The following is a 15,005-nucleotide window of genomic DNA, read 5'->3' on the forward strand; positions in this document are numbered from 1 at the left end:
AGAAAATAGCTGCAGATAAAAAAACGTATGATTTTTTAACTAAGACTAAGGTTAAAAAATTATCTGGATTATCCGATGCGCAAGGAGTTATAAAGCCCGATAATGTGTATTATGCTGGAAGAATCAACAACCATGATTTGAATTTTAGAGTCTATAGAGATACTCACAATTTGTTTAGAAAGTATTTCCCAAAATATAAAGTATTGAAAATGTCACTTGATGCCAATAAAGTAACGAAATAAAATGTTTTCTTTTTTTTATGCCCCACCATCACCTGCAAGAGATCTAAGCTGTAAATTCGGGAATTGTATATCAAGCGATTGGTGCTATACAAAATGTATATGGATTTGTTGATGAACATGCAGAAACAATTGGAATTGGTGCTGGTGCGGCAGCAGCAATAGCGGTTGTGATTACTGTACTTGTATCGGCTGCCGGAGCTGCAGTGGCTGCGTAATGATGTAGTAAAGAATTGATAGTGTTTAAAAAAATATATTGTGTAGAAATGAATTAGAGGCTATCCCAAAAGTCTCTAAAAATGAATGAGCTGAGAGAAAAGAGCGGATTTTTCAAAACTGGCCCCTATGTCAAGGACACTATAAAAAAAGAGACTAAGCAACAAGAAGATGATTCCTATATTGAATAGGGATCATCTTTTTTAAGTTTCACTGATATCGAACCAGGGCACCTAAGATTCATCATTCTCCTAAAAAAGGAAGGCTATTTCCATTTCGTCAGTCTGAAACGTATGTATCGCTAGATGAAAAAGCAAATCTTCGATCCATCATTATTAAAAAAATCACACTAAGTTAAGTAAGCGACGTATAGTAAAGAGAGAAAATTTAATAGACTTTACAACATCAACACCGAACGAAAAATGGATCGCGGATATCACATATATCCACATATTAAAGGATGGATGGTGCCTATTTGGTTTTAATGATAAATCTCCAACAATCGCCGTAGAATACACATCTCTTTAGACTATCAAAACATCCCAAGAGGTAGAAGTATCATGGCTCAAGCACCGCTTGACATTGAGATGGGGGTATTGTAGGCTAAATCCCCATCTCAAAAGGTGTTTTTCTTTTTCGTTCTTCAGAAAAGAAAACTGGCCGTCGAAGGTCCATATCAAATAATCCGGTATCAGAACAACTTAACGTACGAAATCAAAAAGCTACTAAACTATTTTGTATCCAAAATATTAGTTAAATCCATAGATGAGTTAAAAATGGCACTTATTATCGATTTTTTTTTGAAAGATTTGTTGATATTAATCGTTTAAATAATTGGATGTCTTGAACTGAACTAAAATATCTTCTAGGAATAACAATTGCTTTGTTTTTTGAAACATACAATAAGAATAGTTCTTCTTTATACTGTTGAAAAGAAATAATATCATTCCAATCATATTGAGTTATGGAATTTTCAATCAAAATATTTACACCATTGTCATGAACGACAAATTGAACTTCTTTTTTTAATACTCGGTCACTCTGAAATTCATTACGAACACGAAAAATTAAAAGAATCCTGACCAAAATAATTGCTAAGATTGTAATGATTAGAGAAATAACAAGCGCTGGAATCCATGACATGCTTATTAAATTAATTAGGAAACAGATTATCCATATAGCTACAAAAGTAATTTGAAATATTTTTTTTAAGTGATAGTGATTAAACTTTTTAAATTCCTTATACGTTAATCTTCCGCCAAATTTCATAACTTCATTATCCATGAATTTAATATTCTCCTTATAATTACTTCTATCTACATTGAATGTACTGAATAGTATCCTTGAGTTAATGCCCATTCAAAAATTAGTGTATCACTTTTACTTTTGTTTGGAAGAATTTACTCATAAAAATGTTTAATAATTTTAAGGCCAGTTGGAAAATCAAATTAGACAGCTAGGTTGGCATAATAAAACACCATTATAAAATCCGGTGTTATCATTAAAGTGACCAAACCCTAATGAAAGAAGCGAATTTATTAAGGCCCACACCAATCCTAGCACAAACTTTTACACATTTGGACGCATTTCAGCGAGGCCAAATTTAGGTTTTTTAAATGATTTGGTGCATATGTATCCTCTCCTCAGTGCATAAACCCCATTATTTTACAACGATATGAACCTAATAATCAGTGTACATGCAAAAAAACCAAGTTGAAATGTTAGGTCAACTTGGTTTTTCTAACTTTTATTCGATTAATTGCTGTGGTTTTTTGTAATCACTTGTGCGAGTTCTGGAATCGACATATCACTAGAAACTTTGAATGTGCCAAGCTGCACATATTTTTCAAGTTTGTGCTTATGCAGATATTGATCAAAATCAAATTTCTTATTTGATTTGAGAATTTTAGCACTTACCAAATCGCTTGAGATATCGCTCGGTGTCATGCCGCTTTTAATATGCAGCTTATAAGTCTTTTTCTCACTTGACTTAGTTGAAGACTTACTGTCGCCACTGTTCTTCGTCTTATTGTCATCAGCTTTTGATTTTTCCTTGCTCGCTTGATCAGTCGCTTTAGCTGTATCTTTCATCCACTGGTTATAGGCGTCAAGGTCAATCGCTTTTCGGTGATGGCTGGCAAGATATTGAGTGACGGTCGCTTCTGTCAATGGTGTTTGCTTGACGACATTCTTCACTGGTTTCTGCTCACCTTGATTAAAAATCAAGTAGTAGAAGAAAGCAAAGACTGCACACGCCAGCAAAATACCTGCGGCGAAACCGCGAATTTCATTTTTTGTCACTACATTCACCCTTTAGAATGATTACGGTCCCCGATCATGATTTCCTCTTCGAGCACGCGAATTTTTTTCTTGACCTTATACAGTTCCTGCATCATGGTTATCGAGTTTTCCTCAAGCTGACCTTCTACCTGTTTAATACTGTCTTGTTTGTAATAAGAAACAGCCAGAGCGGTTAATCCGATAATCATGAGTATTAAAATGACAAACCCCAATTCATTACCCCCCTCGCCTTCGTCTGAGGTTCATGTACTATGAACAAACACACGACAATCGCCATAATTATTTATATCATATCTCCCAAGGTTACGAAAGAAGAAGGGCGAAAAAGAAAGAAGAATGTAAACTAAATAGAAAAAAATGGAGAAAATGAGCATGTAGACCAGGCTTAACGATTTAAAGTTCGAGAATGCCCTGGTTTAAAAACGAATGTTTTTTCTCATGGAGGGTTTAGGAAGGCGTGATGCGAGACGCCTGCGGCAAGAGAGCTGAAGCACAAGTTTGTTGAATTAAAGCCGCATAAAGATTGATAGCCAAGGAGCAGGCTTAGCCTGGTTTTTCTCACAAGTAAAGAAAGTATATAATTTTTGACGAAGCAAAGTAATGTGACCAAACGCGCAGATGCGAGACTCCTGCGGGAATCGCGAGCCAAGTGAGACCCCGCAGATTACTGGTTGTTTGAGGAGGCTCACGGATCGCCCGCGGAAAGCGAGCAATCGGAGCGTCATCAAAACCAGGCAGGGTTTAAAGACCGGGCGTATTTTGCACGGTTTTTCTCAAAAGGGGGCATTCCGAGAAAAGCTTGAAACATATCGTTGATGAAGAGGTTGAAGCTTTTCTTATTTTTTGTTAAGATAAGATGTATGTTTTTGAACATGGTGAATTCAAGTGTAATGGAGGGATAAATATGAGAGTTAAGGTTATTCTGGAAAATACCGAAACCGGCGATCGTGATTACATCACATCAAAGAACAAACAAAAGAACCCTGAACGTCTTGAGCTGAAGAAGTACAGCCCGAAACTGAGAAAGCATGTACTATATCGCGAAACAAAGTAAGTACATCGAATAAAAAGCCGTGAGAGACCTTTATGGGTTTTCTGCGGCTTTTTTTCATGTACGGGTACATTGATGAATGAGAGTTATACTAGTGACATCAGCTTTCAATATGGAGGATAGAATGAACTTACAAAAACAAAAAATACGCAACCAAATACTCCATGAGATGGAACAAATTGATGAAACTCTATTTACGGAAAAATGTAAAAAAGTGAGAAATCGGTTGTTCGATTCAGATCTTTGGAAAAATACGAAAACCTTGGGGATCACACTTTCTATTGGCAGAGAGATCGAAACAATGGCTATCATTACAAGAGCTTGGGCGGAAAAGAAACGAGTTGCAGTACCTAAGTGCGACCCATCTGATCGAAGCTTGCACTTTTATAAATTAGATTCTTTTCGTCAATTAGAATCTGGTTATTTCGGATTGATGGAACCGATTACAGAAAAGACGAGGGCTGTTGATAAGCACGCGATCGATTTGCTCATTGTTCCCGGTGTAGGATTTGACCTCAATGGTTACCGGATTGGGTATGGTGGCGGCTATTATGATCGATTCTTACAGCGATTTTCAGGATTAACTGTATCGCTCTTACTCCAAATGCAGCTTATTGATGCAGTTCCAGTGGAAGAGCATGATCAAAATGTCGATTGGCTGATCACAGAAGACAACAGCTATCAAGTGAAAAAAGCGATGAATGAAAAGGAAAAATAAAGCCACACTATGCATTAACTGGGGGTGTATCATGTGGCAAGAAATAGAGATATGATTCAAACGGTTTTGTTTTCATTAACTGCTTTTTTCATCATTCGCAGACGCCGGGTACTCTTTGAACTTGTTGCATTGGTTTTAGGTCATTGGTGGTTATATGCTTGGATACGAAAAAAGGAACTCACTTGATGAAGGACAAAGACATTCGTTTCTATGTCCTTTTTTTAAAAGATAAAAAAGTATAATTTTTTTCGTAAAAATGTTGCGGAGATGCGAGACGCCTGTGGGATCAGCGTGCCAGCGAGACCCCGCAGACTTTTGCCTGTTCGAGGAGGCTCGCGGTGCGCCCCACTGCAAGCGAGCAATCGAAGCAAATTCGATGCAAGATTAAGGGCCAGGCGCTTTTTACCCGGTTTTCTTATTTTTACCAGGTTCCTTATGAAAAATTTTGTTTTAGTAATACGATCTGGTGATCTGCATTTTCGATAATAATAAGCATATGATCTGATGCAATCAATAGAAGAGGCATGCTGCTTCCAATGCCTGGTTGGCCTTGTTCTGACGTGATCTGGATGCCTCTAATATAGGCTTTATACAAGCCTTCCCATAATTGGCCGGTGATTCGTTCTGCTTTCTTTTCATCAAAGGGAAAGAGACGAGTTATCGATTTAGAAGTTAATGCATCGAGCGGGACAATGTGATAGTGATCTAATTGAATCCCATATTGTTGCGAAGCTTTATGAAGCAGGGCTGCCCTTGCCATTTCTGTTTTTAATGAAGTGGTACTGAGAAGGGTGGCCTGTTGCGTAGTTATGGGCTCCCGAAATCCAGTGAATGCCCCATTTTTCCTTGTAACAAAAAGATAGTCTTGAGACAATACTTCTTTTCCGTAAATGGATTCACCAATATGTAATTCTGCCTGATGCACCGTTAGACTGATATAATGTCCGGGAGATAGGGGTAGAAATTTCTCGGAGTACAGTTGAGCTACATTTTTCTGCCAATTGTTATTGACCGAAACCAATCGATTATCTCGATACAGTAAAGAAAAATCTTGCATCAGGTTATTTTTTTCGGCTGTTTGTGATGCAACCACCCATTTAAACGTCTGATCATCATTATTGATTGATAAGTTGGTTTTGGCATAGAGATAATGCAAGCGCTCATGAGCTGGAAAATAGGTTATACTTGGACGCACGGACAAAAAAAGTGGCAAAATGACCAATGTGATCAGCGCTGTCGCTAAGACAAGCAGCAAGGAGATTAATTTGTCTTTTCTTAAGCGCATGAGATGACCTCCGAACAAAACTATAGTACAACCTATTCGTCCTCTCTTATAATCATGACTGTGATTGAATGGATAATTAAATTTGAAAAAAAATTTTATGTTTGATTTTTGATCTTTATCATTGGCAAACTATTTAATATAGGCGAAAATAGAAGTATTACCTTACTGATAGGCGGTGGAATCTAATGATTAACATTGGTGTGGATGTAGGTGGAACAACAATCAAGATGGCCTTCATTGATGACGAGGGCAAAATGCTTGATAAGTGGGCAATTGCAACGAATACCATTGATAATGGTAAACATATCGCAGATGATATCAGTTCAAGTATATTGAAGAAAATGAAACAGCTAAGTCTTGATCCATCGACAGTCAGAGGTGTAGGCTTAGGAGCGCCTGGATTTATTAACATGGATACTGGTTTTATCTATCAGGCTGTGAATATCGGATGGAAGAATTACGCATTGAAAGACGCGTTGGAACAATCCATAGGATTACCCGTTGTGATTGATAACGATGCGAACATTGCAGCACTTGGCGAAATGTGGCTCGGAGCAGGTCAAGGCGCAAAGAACCTCATTTGTGTCACACTGGGAACAGGTGTTGGTGGCGGCATTATTTGTGATGGAGAGATTCTGCATGGCGTTAGCGGAATGGCAGGAGAGATCGGTCATATTACAGTAATGCCAAAGGATGGGGCACCATGTAATTGTGGAAAAAGTGGCTGTCTTGAAACCGTTTCCTCAGCCACGGGAATTCGCAGAATGGCGTTAGATGCGCTGGATTATAATGACTCAGAAAGCATACTCCGTGATCTCTTTGAGGAAAAAGGAGATATTTCAGCGGAGGACGTCTTTAATTGTGCAGCCAAAAAAGATCCACTTTCCTCAACCGTCGCTGAAAAGGCAGCGTATTACCTAGGCTTTGCACTTGGTGCTTTGGCAGTGACTATTAATCCAGAAAAGATTGTGATTGGTGGCGGTGTTTCTCATGCTGGAGAAACACTAATCACACCGCTGACAAAGTATTTTAAGCGGTTTGCCTTACCGAGGGTGTTCGATGCTTGTACCATTGATATTGCTACATTAGGGAATAATGCTGGTGTCATTGGCGCAGCGTGGCTTTCTAAGACCAAATTAGAGCAGAAGCACACAGCATAAATCTATTAACCTCACATCTTGAGACAATTCGAAAGGAGAAGAGAAGATGAAGTGGATGGTTTGTCCAGTTGGAGCGATCCAAGCGAATTGTTATCTTTTGATTGATGAAGCATCCAATCAATCACTAATCATCGATCCTGGAGGAGAATTCGAAAAGATTGAAACGATCATCACGAAGGAACAGTTGAGTCCATTAGCGATTCTTTTAACTCATGCCCATTTTGATCATATTGGCGCGTTGGATCAGGTGCGAGATACATGGAACATCCCTGCCTATTTGCATGAAAGTGAGGCAACATGGCTAAACGATCCATCTAAGAACGGTTCAGCTTTTTTTCCAATGATTTCGCCGGTGCATGCCAGACAAGCGGAATTTCTGATCTCAGATAAGGACAAAGGTCACTTATCGATCGGGCCATTTTCATGCGAATTTCGCCATACACCAGGGCACTCTCCTGGAGGGGTCTCTTATTATTTTGAGAAAGAACGAACGCTTTTTTGTGGGGATACGCTCTTTCAGGGAAGTATTGGCCGTACGGATCAATATGGCGGGGATACGGAACAATTATTGATGAGCATTGATCGTCAAGTTCTTACACTTCCAGACGAGACTGTGGTATGTCCAGGACACGGTTCCGTGACAACCATTGGCAAAGAGGAAGGATCAAACCCCTTTCTAATCTGATCTATTGAAGCACTTTCATTGCCCTTTTTCATAGGATAGATAGAGATCATTGAGAAAGGGCGTGCATCGTGTGCATAAGCACCGTTATTTAGATTTTCTTGCGAAATTGTCTGTTGACCATGCACACCCAGGAGGGCATGCACTGACTGAAGCAATGGTCAGGCTTCTCCCCATTCAGCAGGGGAGTGACGTCCTTGATGTGGGATGTGGAACCGGCGCAACGGCTGCATATCTCAGCGAAACATTAGCTGCACATGTTACAGGCATCGATCTTCATCCAATGATGGTTGAACGCGCGAAGCAACGCGTTCAAGACAGTAAGCTGCCCCCAAGGATCATCCAAGCATCCGCGGAGGCTATTCCATTTGATCAGGATAGCTTTGATTGTCTGCTTTCTGAATCTGTAACGGCATTTACAAATGTTAAACGCTCAGTTCCTGAATATTTCCGCGTTCTTCGTCCTGGCGGTCATCTTATGGCGATTGAAATGGCATTAGAGCAGCAAATTGATGAGAAGGATAAACAAGCGATAAAATCGGTGTATGGTGTCGACGCTTTATTCACAGAAGAGGATTGGTTAACGATTTGGCATGACTCAGGTTTTACCAATACTCGCGTTTTGCCTGTTGATAAGCTACAGAAGCGTTCACAAGATGTGTTACCAACTTATAATTTAACAAGTGAAATTGACGAAGAAGTGCTTGAAGTTTGGCTGGAACACATGCAAACCTTACAGACCTATCAACATGTGCTGTCCTACCGTATCTTTCATGCGAGAAAACCTGACTAATCTGACGCAAATAACCCGGCCGTGCAAATGCACGTTGCCGGGTTATTTGCGATGCTTTTTGACACGACTGATAATATCAGAGGTATAACTCTCGATTGCGTCAGGTATTTGACCAAAAAGTTGATTGCGTAAAGGTGGACGAGCAGCTTTGTGTTCCCTACGTACTTTTTTTCGCTCTTCGCGAGGGGTTTCCATATAGCGAACAAACTGCTCTGTGAGAAAGCGAACGTATTCTTCAGACTTCATTCGCAGGTTCTCCTTATCGCTTTTACAAACAATTTGCCCATTGAGGTGCATTTTGATACATCTTTGCGAGATATTCATCAACGATTGCATCGACAGATTTGCCGGTGGTATTAATGACGTGGTCAGCATCCAAGTAATCCGGAAGCCTTTTCTGATAGAGTAAGTCCAATTCTGTTCCTTGATTTTTCTGAGCGAGTGGTCGTGTTTGATCGTTCAAAAGCCTCTGATGAATCATTTTAATGTCACAGTAAAGGAAGACAATAGTCCCTTTCTCGTGCATCAATTGCCGATTCATCGGATTGCAAATCATACCTCCACCAGTCGTTACGATCGTTCGACGATCCATTGGTAATAACTCTTGGAGCAGTTCGGTTTCGCATGCTCTGAAAAAGGGTTCACCTTTTTCCTCGAATAGCTTGCTGATCGTTGTTTGCTGCTTCTGTTCAATTAATTGATCCGTATCGAACACTTGAGCATTTATTTTTTCTTCAAGGGCGCGGCCAAGTGTTGTCTTTCCCGCACCCATAAATCCGGTTATGAAGATCATGGATCAATTCTCTCAAGCCAACTTAATGGCTTACCGCTTTCTTTAGAGTAGATGATTCGGTCTACTTCTTGACTGTGATCAACAGAGATCGTCAGTGTCAGAGATAGCTGGCTTCCGTTATCATTAACAGTATAGGTAACCGTTCCTTTATGATAAACGAATGTCCCTTGGTTGGCCAATTTTTTTTCCTTCATTTGATTTTCAATGTCAACCAGTACACTTTCTCGAATTTGTTGAAGTTGATAACGGGTGTTTGTTTGTTGGAAGAATTGACGATCGCTATTCAGGAGCAGCACGGAGTGAATCACAAATGCCAGAAGGATGACAGAAAGCATGATCGTTAAGGGTAGAACAAAACCATTCTCATTTTGAAATCGATGAATGCTCACCATCCTCCTTCACGTAAAGATAATCATCCCAATAATAAGAGCGATTAGCCTGATCAGTGACATGAATAGAGAGCAATGAACCATCGCTGATGAATTCCGCTGCCTTAACAGATTGAAGCACAATTTCATAACCTTGGGCATTTACTTGGCGGATGATGCGGCCAGAGGACACAAATTGATAACTTATCGTGTCACTCCCCTTATTCAAGTATAGAGTGTGCTGATCCTCTGAACTGCGCACTGCTTGTGAAAGGTGTAATTCTGTTGTTGTCTGTGCAAAGAAGAGCTGCGTTTCTTTCTGCGTAATTAAAGAAGCGGTGAAGGAGTTCACCATAAATTGAGTGATGGCGACAGCTAAGCTGAGAATAATCAATAAAATTGAAAGAGCAAGCATCATTGAGAGCAGTGTAAACCCGGATTGATTTTTCATCGCCGTGCCTCACCATAGAGTGAATGTGTTCGTCCTCCATAAACCCAGTAGACTCGAAGATAAGCGGAGTGTTCCGTTTGCTCAATCCATTCCATTTGAAAATTAGTGGTTGACTGGGGTTGTACTTGCATGTCGTTATTGAATTTCCACTGTAACAACTGATGACGAAGAAAAGTAATTGCTTCACTCTTTTGTTTAATCATTTGCCGTTCCTGATTGGTGTGCATGAGTATCGGAAAAGCTATACTGACGACCAACGTTAGAATGCAAAGCGATACCATAGCTTCAGTGAGAAATATTCCTCGGTGATTAAGAAGCTTTCTCAACATAGAATCGTCCTTGCCCAAGAAGTAACACCAACTTATAACGAATCGTTCCCATTGAGATTGTATAGGTGCTCGATCGAGAAAAATGGCCGAGTCGGTTGATCGAAATCGCAGTTTCACCAAAACTGTTATAAACCATGATTCGTTTATTCATCTCTTTTCGTTCGATTTGATTGTTCCTGGATACATAGAAATAGTGGTCCTGGTTATTGAATACGATGCGAACAGTTTTCGATTGCGTGATCGCTTCCATTTGCGCATCATGGATCGTTTCTTGTACGTCTTCGGCAAACTGTTTGATTGTCATTTTATCGGAAAAATTTGAGAAGGAGAGAAAGGAAAGGGGTGCAAGGATACAGGCTATAGAAACGACAATGAGGAGTTCAATGAGTGTAAATCCTGATTGAGTAAGAAATTTACATTTATGGCGCGCTGACAATACCTGTTTCTGCATCATAAGTCAGTTCCTTATTCTTAGAATCTGTAATACTGTTCACGTATTTTCCAGTAAGCAGATCATTGAGTGTAGCTGGTAATTCACCATCGTGATCCATCTGATAGGCGGCCACTTGACTCTGCACCAACTTAACCGTTGCCTCAGTGCTTTTATCTGTGACAACAGCGTTAGATTTTGTCATATTTGGTACCGCAATCAACAATAAAATGGAAATAATTAACAAAACGATCATCATTTCGATCAGCGTGAAACCGCGTTCTGAATAGAGGACGAATTTCCGAAAGGTTTTGAACATGCGAAGGACTCCTTTTTCGTGGGATAAGATGTGGGTGATACAAAGAGATTCAAATGCTTCGGAGATAAAATAGATGAGGAACTACAGAGAGATGCGACATAAGGTGATGGAAAAAAGATTTTTAGAAGACTTGATCGCCTCCTTATAAACAGGAATGATAGTGCTAATTACTTTATTCGACATTATTTGAGTATATCCTTCTAAAAAAAAACGACTGACAACGCGTGATGTCAGTCTCCTTTATAATTATTAATTAGAATTCTTCGTAATGTGCAGGATCTTGATCAAAAGTTCGTCCATCCGGGCGGCTCAATTTTCCAATTGTTTGCATCTCATCATCACTCAGTGAAAAATCAAATAAAGACAGATTTTCAAGCTGACGGGTTGGTGCGGATGATTTTGGCAGCGGTAGTGCACCCAGTTGGATATGCCAACGCAAGATGATCTGAGGAATGGATTTTTGATGCGCATCAGCGATCTTTTGAATGGTTGAATCCTGGAGCAGTTTGTTTGCGCGTCCTAGGGGGCTCCATGATTCGGTGACAATACCATGTTCCTTATCAAATGCCCGTTGTTTCTCTTGTGAAAAGTATGGGTGCAATTCCACTTGGTTCACACTCGGCGTTACCCCTGTTTCTTGAATGAGACGCTCAAGGTGTTCAGGTAAGAAGTTACATACACCGATCGAACGAATTAATCCCCACTTCTGCGCATCAATCAGCGCCTGCCAAGCTTCAACATACAAATCTTTGCTCGGGTTAGGCCAGTGAATAAGATAGAGATCATAGTAATCAAGCCCTGCTCTAAACAATGATTCTTGAATGGTTGCTAATGCGTCATCATATTTATGATGACGTCCCGGTAGCTTTGATGTAATGATCAATTCTTCACGCGGTACGGAACTACGGCGTACAGCTTCACCAAGTGCTCCTTCATTTTCATAATTGAAAGCTGAATCAAGTAAACGATAACCTGTGTCAATGGCACTTAATAGGGTGTTCACACCTGAAGCACCATTTAGCTGAAAGGTACCAAAGCCAACGGCTGGCAAAGTTAAGCCATCATTGAGTGTTAATTCTGGAATGCTTGTCACTGAATTCTCCTCCTTCTTTATCGTCTTTAGTTTAGCATTCCAATTATTGGTCGTCTAATGAAGCGCATTCATGAATGAGATGTGAAAGGCATAAATGTATCCTTTGTGGTAGGGTGACCAGTTTTAAAAAGGATCTATAAAACTGTCAGACAATTCGCTATTAATAAATTCTTGTTAAATTCTTCTTACTCGTATATCGTAGAGATAACGCATATCCAGTGAAACATTTTCATAACATGGAACGTTTATTGATAAATTGCTATTTTTTGAGGTGATCTATTATTCGAAAGCGAAATGTATTGATTATAAGCAGTACGCTCGTTCTGGCAGCACTTATTTTAGGACTGATCAGTTATTTTCAAGCAACGCACTTTAATTCAACTGTTACGATTAATGGGATTAAGGTTGGTCATTTAAAGCCGGAGCAAGCATTGAAGCGTTTGTCTGCGTATACCCTTAAAAATGACGTGTATATTGGCAAAAAATTGATCGTGGATGGGAAGGACACAGGAACAAAGTTCACGGAACATGATTTAGCGTCAATTCAAGAAATCTTGAAACAGCAGTGGACGTGGTTTCCTTCATTTAAGAGGAGAAATTATAACGTGAATCCCGCGCAGAATGATCGCTATCGTTCAGTGACACTCCGAAACGAAGTGGAGAAGAAGCTGAAGACGTTAAATAAACATCTGAAAGCACCTAAGAATGCTTATGCCTATCTTGAAGATGGCAAAATTAAAGTGGCCAAGAGTGTTAATGGGGAACAGTATAATGTTAATTCGCTAATGAAGGCCTATGATCAACAAGAATATAACAGTGAGATCCACCTGAATGCGCATTTCCTGTTACCGATTAAAGAAAACAGTAAAACTGTGAAAAATGAAAAAGAAGCTTTACGTACACTAATACAGAGAAAAGTCGATTACAAAGTGCAAGATCAAACGTACACATTCAATGCGAAAGATCTCATAAAGAATGCCCAAGTTACCGAAAAACGAAAACTCAAGATTGATCCAAGTGTACTCAAGAATAAAGTTGCTGAAATTAATAAAAAGCAATCCACTCTAAATAAAAAATTTACGTTTAAGACGCATTCTGGTTCAATGATTTCGGTACAAGGGCAATCCTATGGCTGGGCATTGAATGTGAGTCAAGAAACGAAACGTATTGAAAAAGCTTTTGAAAAAGGGAAGAAGTCATTAAAGGCTTATAATGTCTACGGCGTTGGCTACAGTACTTATGGCATTGGCTATCATAATCCAACAAATCATGGGATTGGGAATACCTATGCGGAAGTATCGATCAAAGAGCAGAAGATCTGGATCTATAAGAACGGAAAGTTAGTCACTTCCACAAATGTAGTCACCGGACGTCACAATACTCATGAAGATACACCAAAAGGTCTATGGTACGTTATGTATAAAGAATCACCTTCGGTACTTGAGGGTAGTGAGGTGGGCAACCCGAACTATTCTGTGAAAGTGAATTATTGGGCGCCGTTTACGATGAGCGGATGCGGGTTTCATGATGCAAGCTGGCGCCGAAACTGGAAAAGTGATGCGTATCTGACCCAAGGATCAGGTGGTTGTGTCAATACACCGCCTAAAGTGATGAAGACGGTTTACGATAACCTTGAGCAAAATGAACCGGTAGTCATTTATTAAAAAAGTTCTGTTTAAATTTAATGTTGTTTTTCTGACCACAAGGAAATGTGTGAGACGCCTGCGGGATCAGGTGCCAGCGAGACCCCGCAGATCTTAGCCTGTACGAGGCGGCTCGCGGTGCGCCCGCGGCAAGCGAACACATGGAAATAAACCATAAAAAAACAACAAATGATTTTAACAAAGCCATTAAAACAAATAGGATTGGAAGCGCTCATCTCAATTTTGATGAACGCTTTTTTATTGCGAAAATTCTCATGTTGAAAAGGGAGGAGGGTTCATCTCTGTGAGTGAACGAGAAAAAGAAATGTTTCTAAGTTATAAGTCGAGATTTCTACGTAATAGCAAGCAAGTAGAAACACACAGATTTTATAGTTGTTCGAGGCGGCTCCCGGATCACCAGTGGCAAATCAGCAATCGAAGCGCATTGAATGCAAAACTATGGACTTCTCATACGTTTACGTACATGCAAAAATTTTTTCAGCTAAAATTCAGTTTCTCATCGTAAAGTATGATCATGAATTGACCCTTTACTAAAAAGTAGTTACGTATTGAATAGGAGGACTTTTGATGAGCAAGATCAGTCCAAAATGGATGGCACTATGTTCAGCAGCGATCGGGTTAACCTATGCAGCAGGCTATGTGGTTACGGAACCAAAAACTGCACCAGTTTCAGCAGCAACACAGCAAGTTCAGCTCAAGGGATCAACAAGCAAAAATGATCAACAGAGTTCAAGCTCAAGTTCAAGTAGCCAGGCTAGTCAGAGCAATACAAAAAAGCAAGCGAACCAAAGTAGCAGCTCAAGCCAGACTCAGTCCATTTATAAAGATGGGAGTTACTCCGGAGAAGGGATGAATCGAATCGGCTCAGTTGCGGTTAGCGTTACGATTCAGAAAGGAAAGATTGAACGTGTTCAAATTACCGACTGCACAACATCTTATCCTGAAAGATTAATAGATCAGCTACCACAGCAAGTTGTCTCGCGCCAAAGTTCCAATGTAGACAATGTATCCGGAGCAACTGAAAGTACGGATAATTTTAAAACAGCAGTAATGGATGCCTTAAGCAAGGCAAAGGCATGATTCATTCTCATGAACAGTAGTGAGGAGGCATTA

At 39.9% G+C, this 15,005-nt stretch carries 21 protein-coding genes; 9 read left to right on the forward strand and 12 right to left on the reverse strand.

Annotated features, from left to right (window positions below):
• A partial coding sequence (locus tag NIE32_RS10300; RefSeq protein WP_253076812.1) for a hypothetical protein occupies positions 1 to 242 on the forward strand: 242 nt, incomplete at its 5' end.
• Positions 243 to 1,241: 999 nt separating this feature from the next.
• Here the strand turns inward: NIE32_RS10300 and NIE32_RS10305 are convergent.
• From NIE32_RS10305 to NIE32_RS10315, 3 genes are all read right to left on the reverse strand, one after another.
• Positions 1,242 to 1,739 (reverse strand): YcxB family protein, encoded by a 498-nt coding sequence (locus tag NIE32_RS10305; RefSeq protein WP_253076813.1) that lies wholly within the window; start codon positions 1,737 to 1,739, stop codon positions 1,242 to 1,244.
• A 471-nt stretch (positions 1,740 to 2,210) separates the two neighbouring features.
• Complete coding sequence (locus tag NIE32_RS10310) at positions 2,211 to 2,756, reverse strand: hypothetical protein (protein WP_253076814.1); 546 nt, start codon at positions 2,754 to 2,756, stop codon at positions 2,211 to 2,213.
• Positions 2,757 to 2,761: 5 nt separating this feature from the next.
• Positions 2,762 to 2,968: a hypothetical protein gene (locus NIE32_RS10315; RefSeq protein WP_253076815.1), complete on the reverse strand. Its 207-nt coding sequence runs from the start codon at positions 2,966 to 2,968 to the stop codon at positions 2,762 to 2,764.
• 692 nt (positions 2,969 to 3,660) lie between these two features.
• Between NIE32_RS10315 and rpmG the strand changes: the two genes are divergently transcribed.
• From rpmG to NIE32_RS10330, 3 genes are all read left to right on the forward strand, one after another.
• Positions 3,661 to 3,810: a 50S ribosomal protein L33 gene (gene rpmG / locus NIE32_RS10320; RefSeq protein WP_253076816.1), complete on the forward strand. Its 150-nt coding sequence runs from the start codon at positions 3,661 to 3,663 to the stop codon at positions 3,808 to 3,810.
• 121 nt (positions 3,811 to 3,931) lie between these two features.
• Positions 3,932 to 4,525, forward strand: coding sequence for a 5-formyltetrahydrofolate cyclo-ligase (locus NIE32_RS10325; RefSeq protein ID WP_253076817.1), 594 nt, complete (start codon positions 3,932 to 3,934; stop codon positions 4,523 to 4,525).
• A 33-nt stretch (positions 4,526 to 4,558) separates the two neighbouring features.
• Positions 4,559 to 4,711, forward strand: a complete 153-nt coding sequence (locus tag NIE32_RS10330; RefSeq protein WP_253076818.1) for a hypothetical protein — start codon at positions 4,559 to 4,561, stop codon at positions 4,709 to 4,711.
• 247 nt (positions 4,712 to 4,958) lie between these two features.
• Here NIE32_RS10330 and NIE32_RS10335 read toward each other — a convergent pair whose 3' ends face one another.
• Entirely contained in the window at positions 4,959 to 5,810 is an 852-nt protein-coding gene (locus NIE32_RS10335; RefSeq protein ID WP_253076819.1) for a hypothetical protein, read from the reverse strand.
• Positions 5,811 to 5,995: 185 nt separating this feature from the next.
• On the opposite strand from NIE32_RS10335, the gene NIE32_RS10340 reads away from it, so the two are divergent.
• From NIE32_RS10340 to NIE32_RS10350, 3 genes are all read left to right on the forward strand, one after another.
• Positions 5,996 to 6,970, forward strand: coding sequence for an ROK family glucokinase (locus NIE32_RS10340; RefSeq protein WP_253076820.1), 975 nt, complete (start codon positions 5,996 to 5,998; stop codon positions 6,968 to 6,970).
• Between the two features lie 46 nt (positions 6,971 to 7,016).
• On the forward strand, positions 7,017 to 7,655 hold the full coding sequence (locus NIE32_RS10345) for an MBL fold metallo-hydrolase (RefSeq protein ID WP_253076821.1): 639 nt from the start codon (positions 7,017 to 7,019) through the stop codon (positions 7,653 to 7,655).
• A 70-nt stretch (positions 7,656 to 7,725) separates the two neighbouring features.
• Positions 7,726 to 8,445 (forward strand): class I SAM-dependent methyltransferase, encoded by a 720-nt coding sequence (locus tag NIE32_RS10350; RefSeq protein WP_253076822.1) that lies wholly within the window; start codon positions 7,726 to 7,728, stop codon positions 8,443 to 8,445.
• Positions 8,446 to 8,487: 42 nt separating this feature from the next.
• On the opposite strand, the gene NIE32_RS10355 is transcribed toward NIE32_RS10350, so the two are convergent.
• From NIE32_RS10355 to NIE32_RS10390, 8 genes are all read right to left on the reverse strand, one after another.
• On the reverse strand, positions 8,488 to 8,691 hold the full coding sequence (locus NIE32_RS10355) for a YqzE family protein (RefSeq protein WP_253076823.1): 204 nt from the start codon (positions 8,689 to 8,691) through the stop codon (positions 8,488 to 8,490).
• 22 nt (positions 8,692 to 8,713) lie between these two features.
• Positions 8,714 to 9,238: a shikimate kinase gene (locus NIE32_RS10360; RefSeq protein ID WP_253076824.1), complete on the reverse strand. Its 525-nt coding sequence runs from the start codon at positions 9,236 to 9,238 to the stop codon at positions 8,714 to 8,716.
• Positions 9,235 to 9,630: a competence type IV pilus minor pilin ComGG gene (gene comGG / locus NIE32_RS10365; RefSeq protein ID WP_253076825.1), complete on the reverse strand. Its 396-nt coding sequence runs from the start codon at positions 9,628 to 9,630 to the stop codon at positions 9,235 to 9,237. Before comGG ends, NIE32_RS10360 begins: the two co-directional genes overlap by 4 nt.
• On the reverse strand, positions 9,602 to 10,057 hold the full coding sequence (gene comGF, locus NIE32_RS10370) for a competence type IV pilus minor pilin ComGF (protein ID WP_253076826.1): 456 nt from the start codon (positions 10,055 to 10,057) through the stop codon (positions 9,602 to 9,604). The genes comGG and comGF overlap by 29 nt, the downstream gene beginning before the upstream one ends.
• Positions 10,054 to 10,260: a hypothetical protein gene (locus tag NIE32_RS10375; RefSeq protein WP_253076827.1), complete on the reverse strand. Its 207-nt coding sequence runs from the start codon at positions 10,258 to 10,260 to the stop codon at positions 10,054 to 10,056. Before NIE32_RS10375 ends, comGF begins: the two co-directional genes overlap by 4 nt.
• A 106-nt stretch (positions 10,261 to 10,366) precedes the next feature.
• Complete coding sequence (gene comGD / locus NIE32_RS10380) at positions 10,367 to 10,840, reverse strand: competence type IV pilus minor pilin ComGD (RefSeq protein ID WP_253076828.1); 474 nt, start codon at positions 10,838 to 10,840, stop codon at positions 10,367 to 10,369.
• The gene (gene comGC, locus NIE32_RS10385; protein WP_253076829.1) at positions 10,806 to 11,135 is read right to left on the reverse strand and encodes a competence type IV pilus major pilin ComGC; all 330 of its coding nucleotides are present in this window, start codon (positions 11,133 to 11,135) and stop codon (positions 10,806 to 10,808) included. The genes comGD and comGC overlap by 35 nt, the downstream gene beginning before the upstream one ends.
• Before the next feature lie 253 nt (positions 11,136 to 11,388).
• The gene (locus tag NIE32_RS10390) at positions 11,389 to 12,228 is read right to left on the reverse strand and encodes an aldo/keto reductase (RefSeq protein ID WP_253076830.1); all 840 of its coding nucleotides are present in this window, start codon (positions 12,226 to 12,228) and stop codon (positions 11,389 to 11,391) included.
• A 302-nt stretch (positions 12,229 to 12,530) separates the two neighbouring features.
• Between NIE32_RS10390 and NIE32_RS10395 the strand changes: the two genes are divergently transcribed.
• Both NIE32_RS10395 and NIE32_RS10400 read left to right on the forward strand, forming a co-directional pair.
• A complete protein-coding gene (locus NIE32_RS10395; RefSeq protein ID WP_253076915.1) occupies positions 12,531 to 13,892 on the forward strand; it encodes a L,D-transpeptidase family protein in 1,362 nt (453 codons plus the stop codon).
• A gap of 567 nt (positions 13,893 to 14,459) precedes the next feature.
• The gene (locus tag NIE32_RS10400; protein ID WP_253076831.1) at positions 14,460 to 14,972 is read left to right on the forward strand and encodes an FMN-binding protein; all 513 of its coding nucleotides are present in this window, start codon (positions 14,460 to 14,462) and stop codon (positions 14,970 to 14,972) included.
• The last annotated feature ends 33 nt before the right edge of the window (positions 14,973 to 15,005 follow it).

This window comes from Sporolactobacillus kofuensis, assembly GCF_024125425.1.
GTDB lineage: Bacteria > Bacillota > Bacilli > Bacillales > Sporolactobacillaceae > Sporolactobacillus > Sporolactobacillus kofuensis.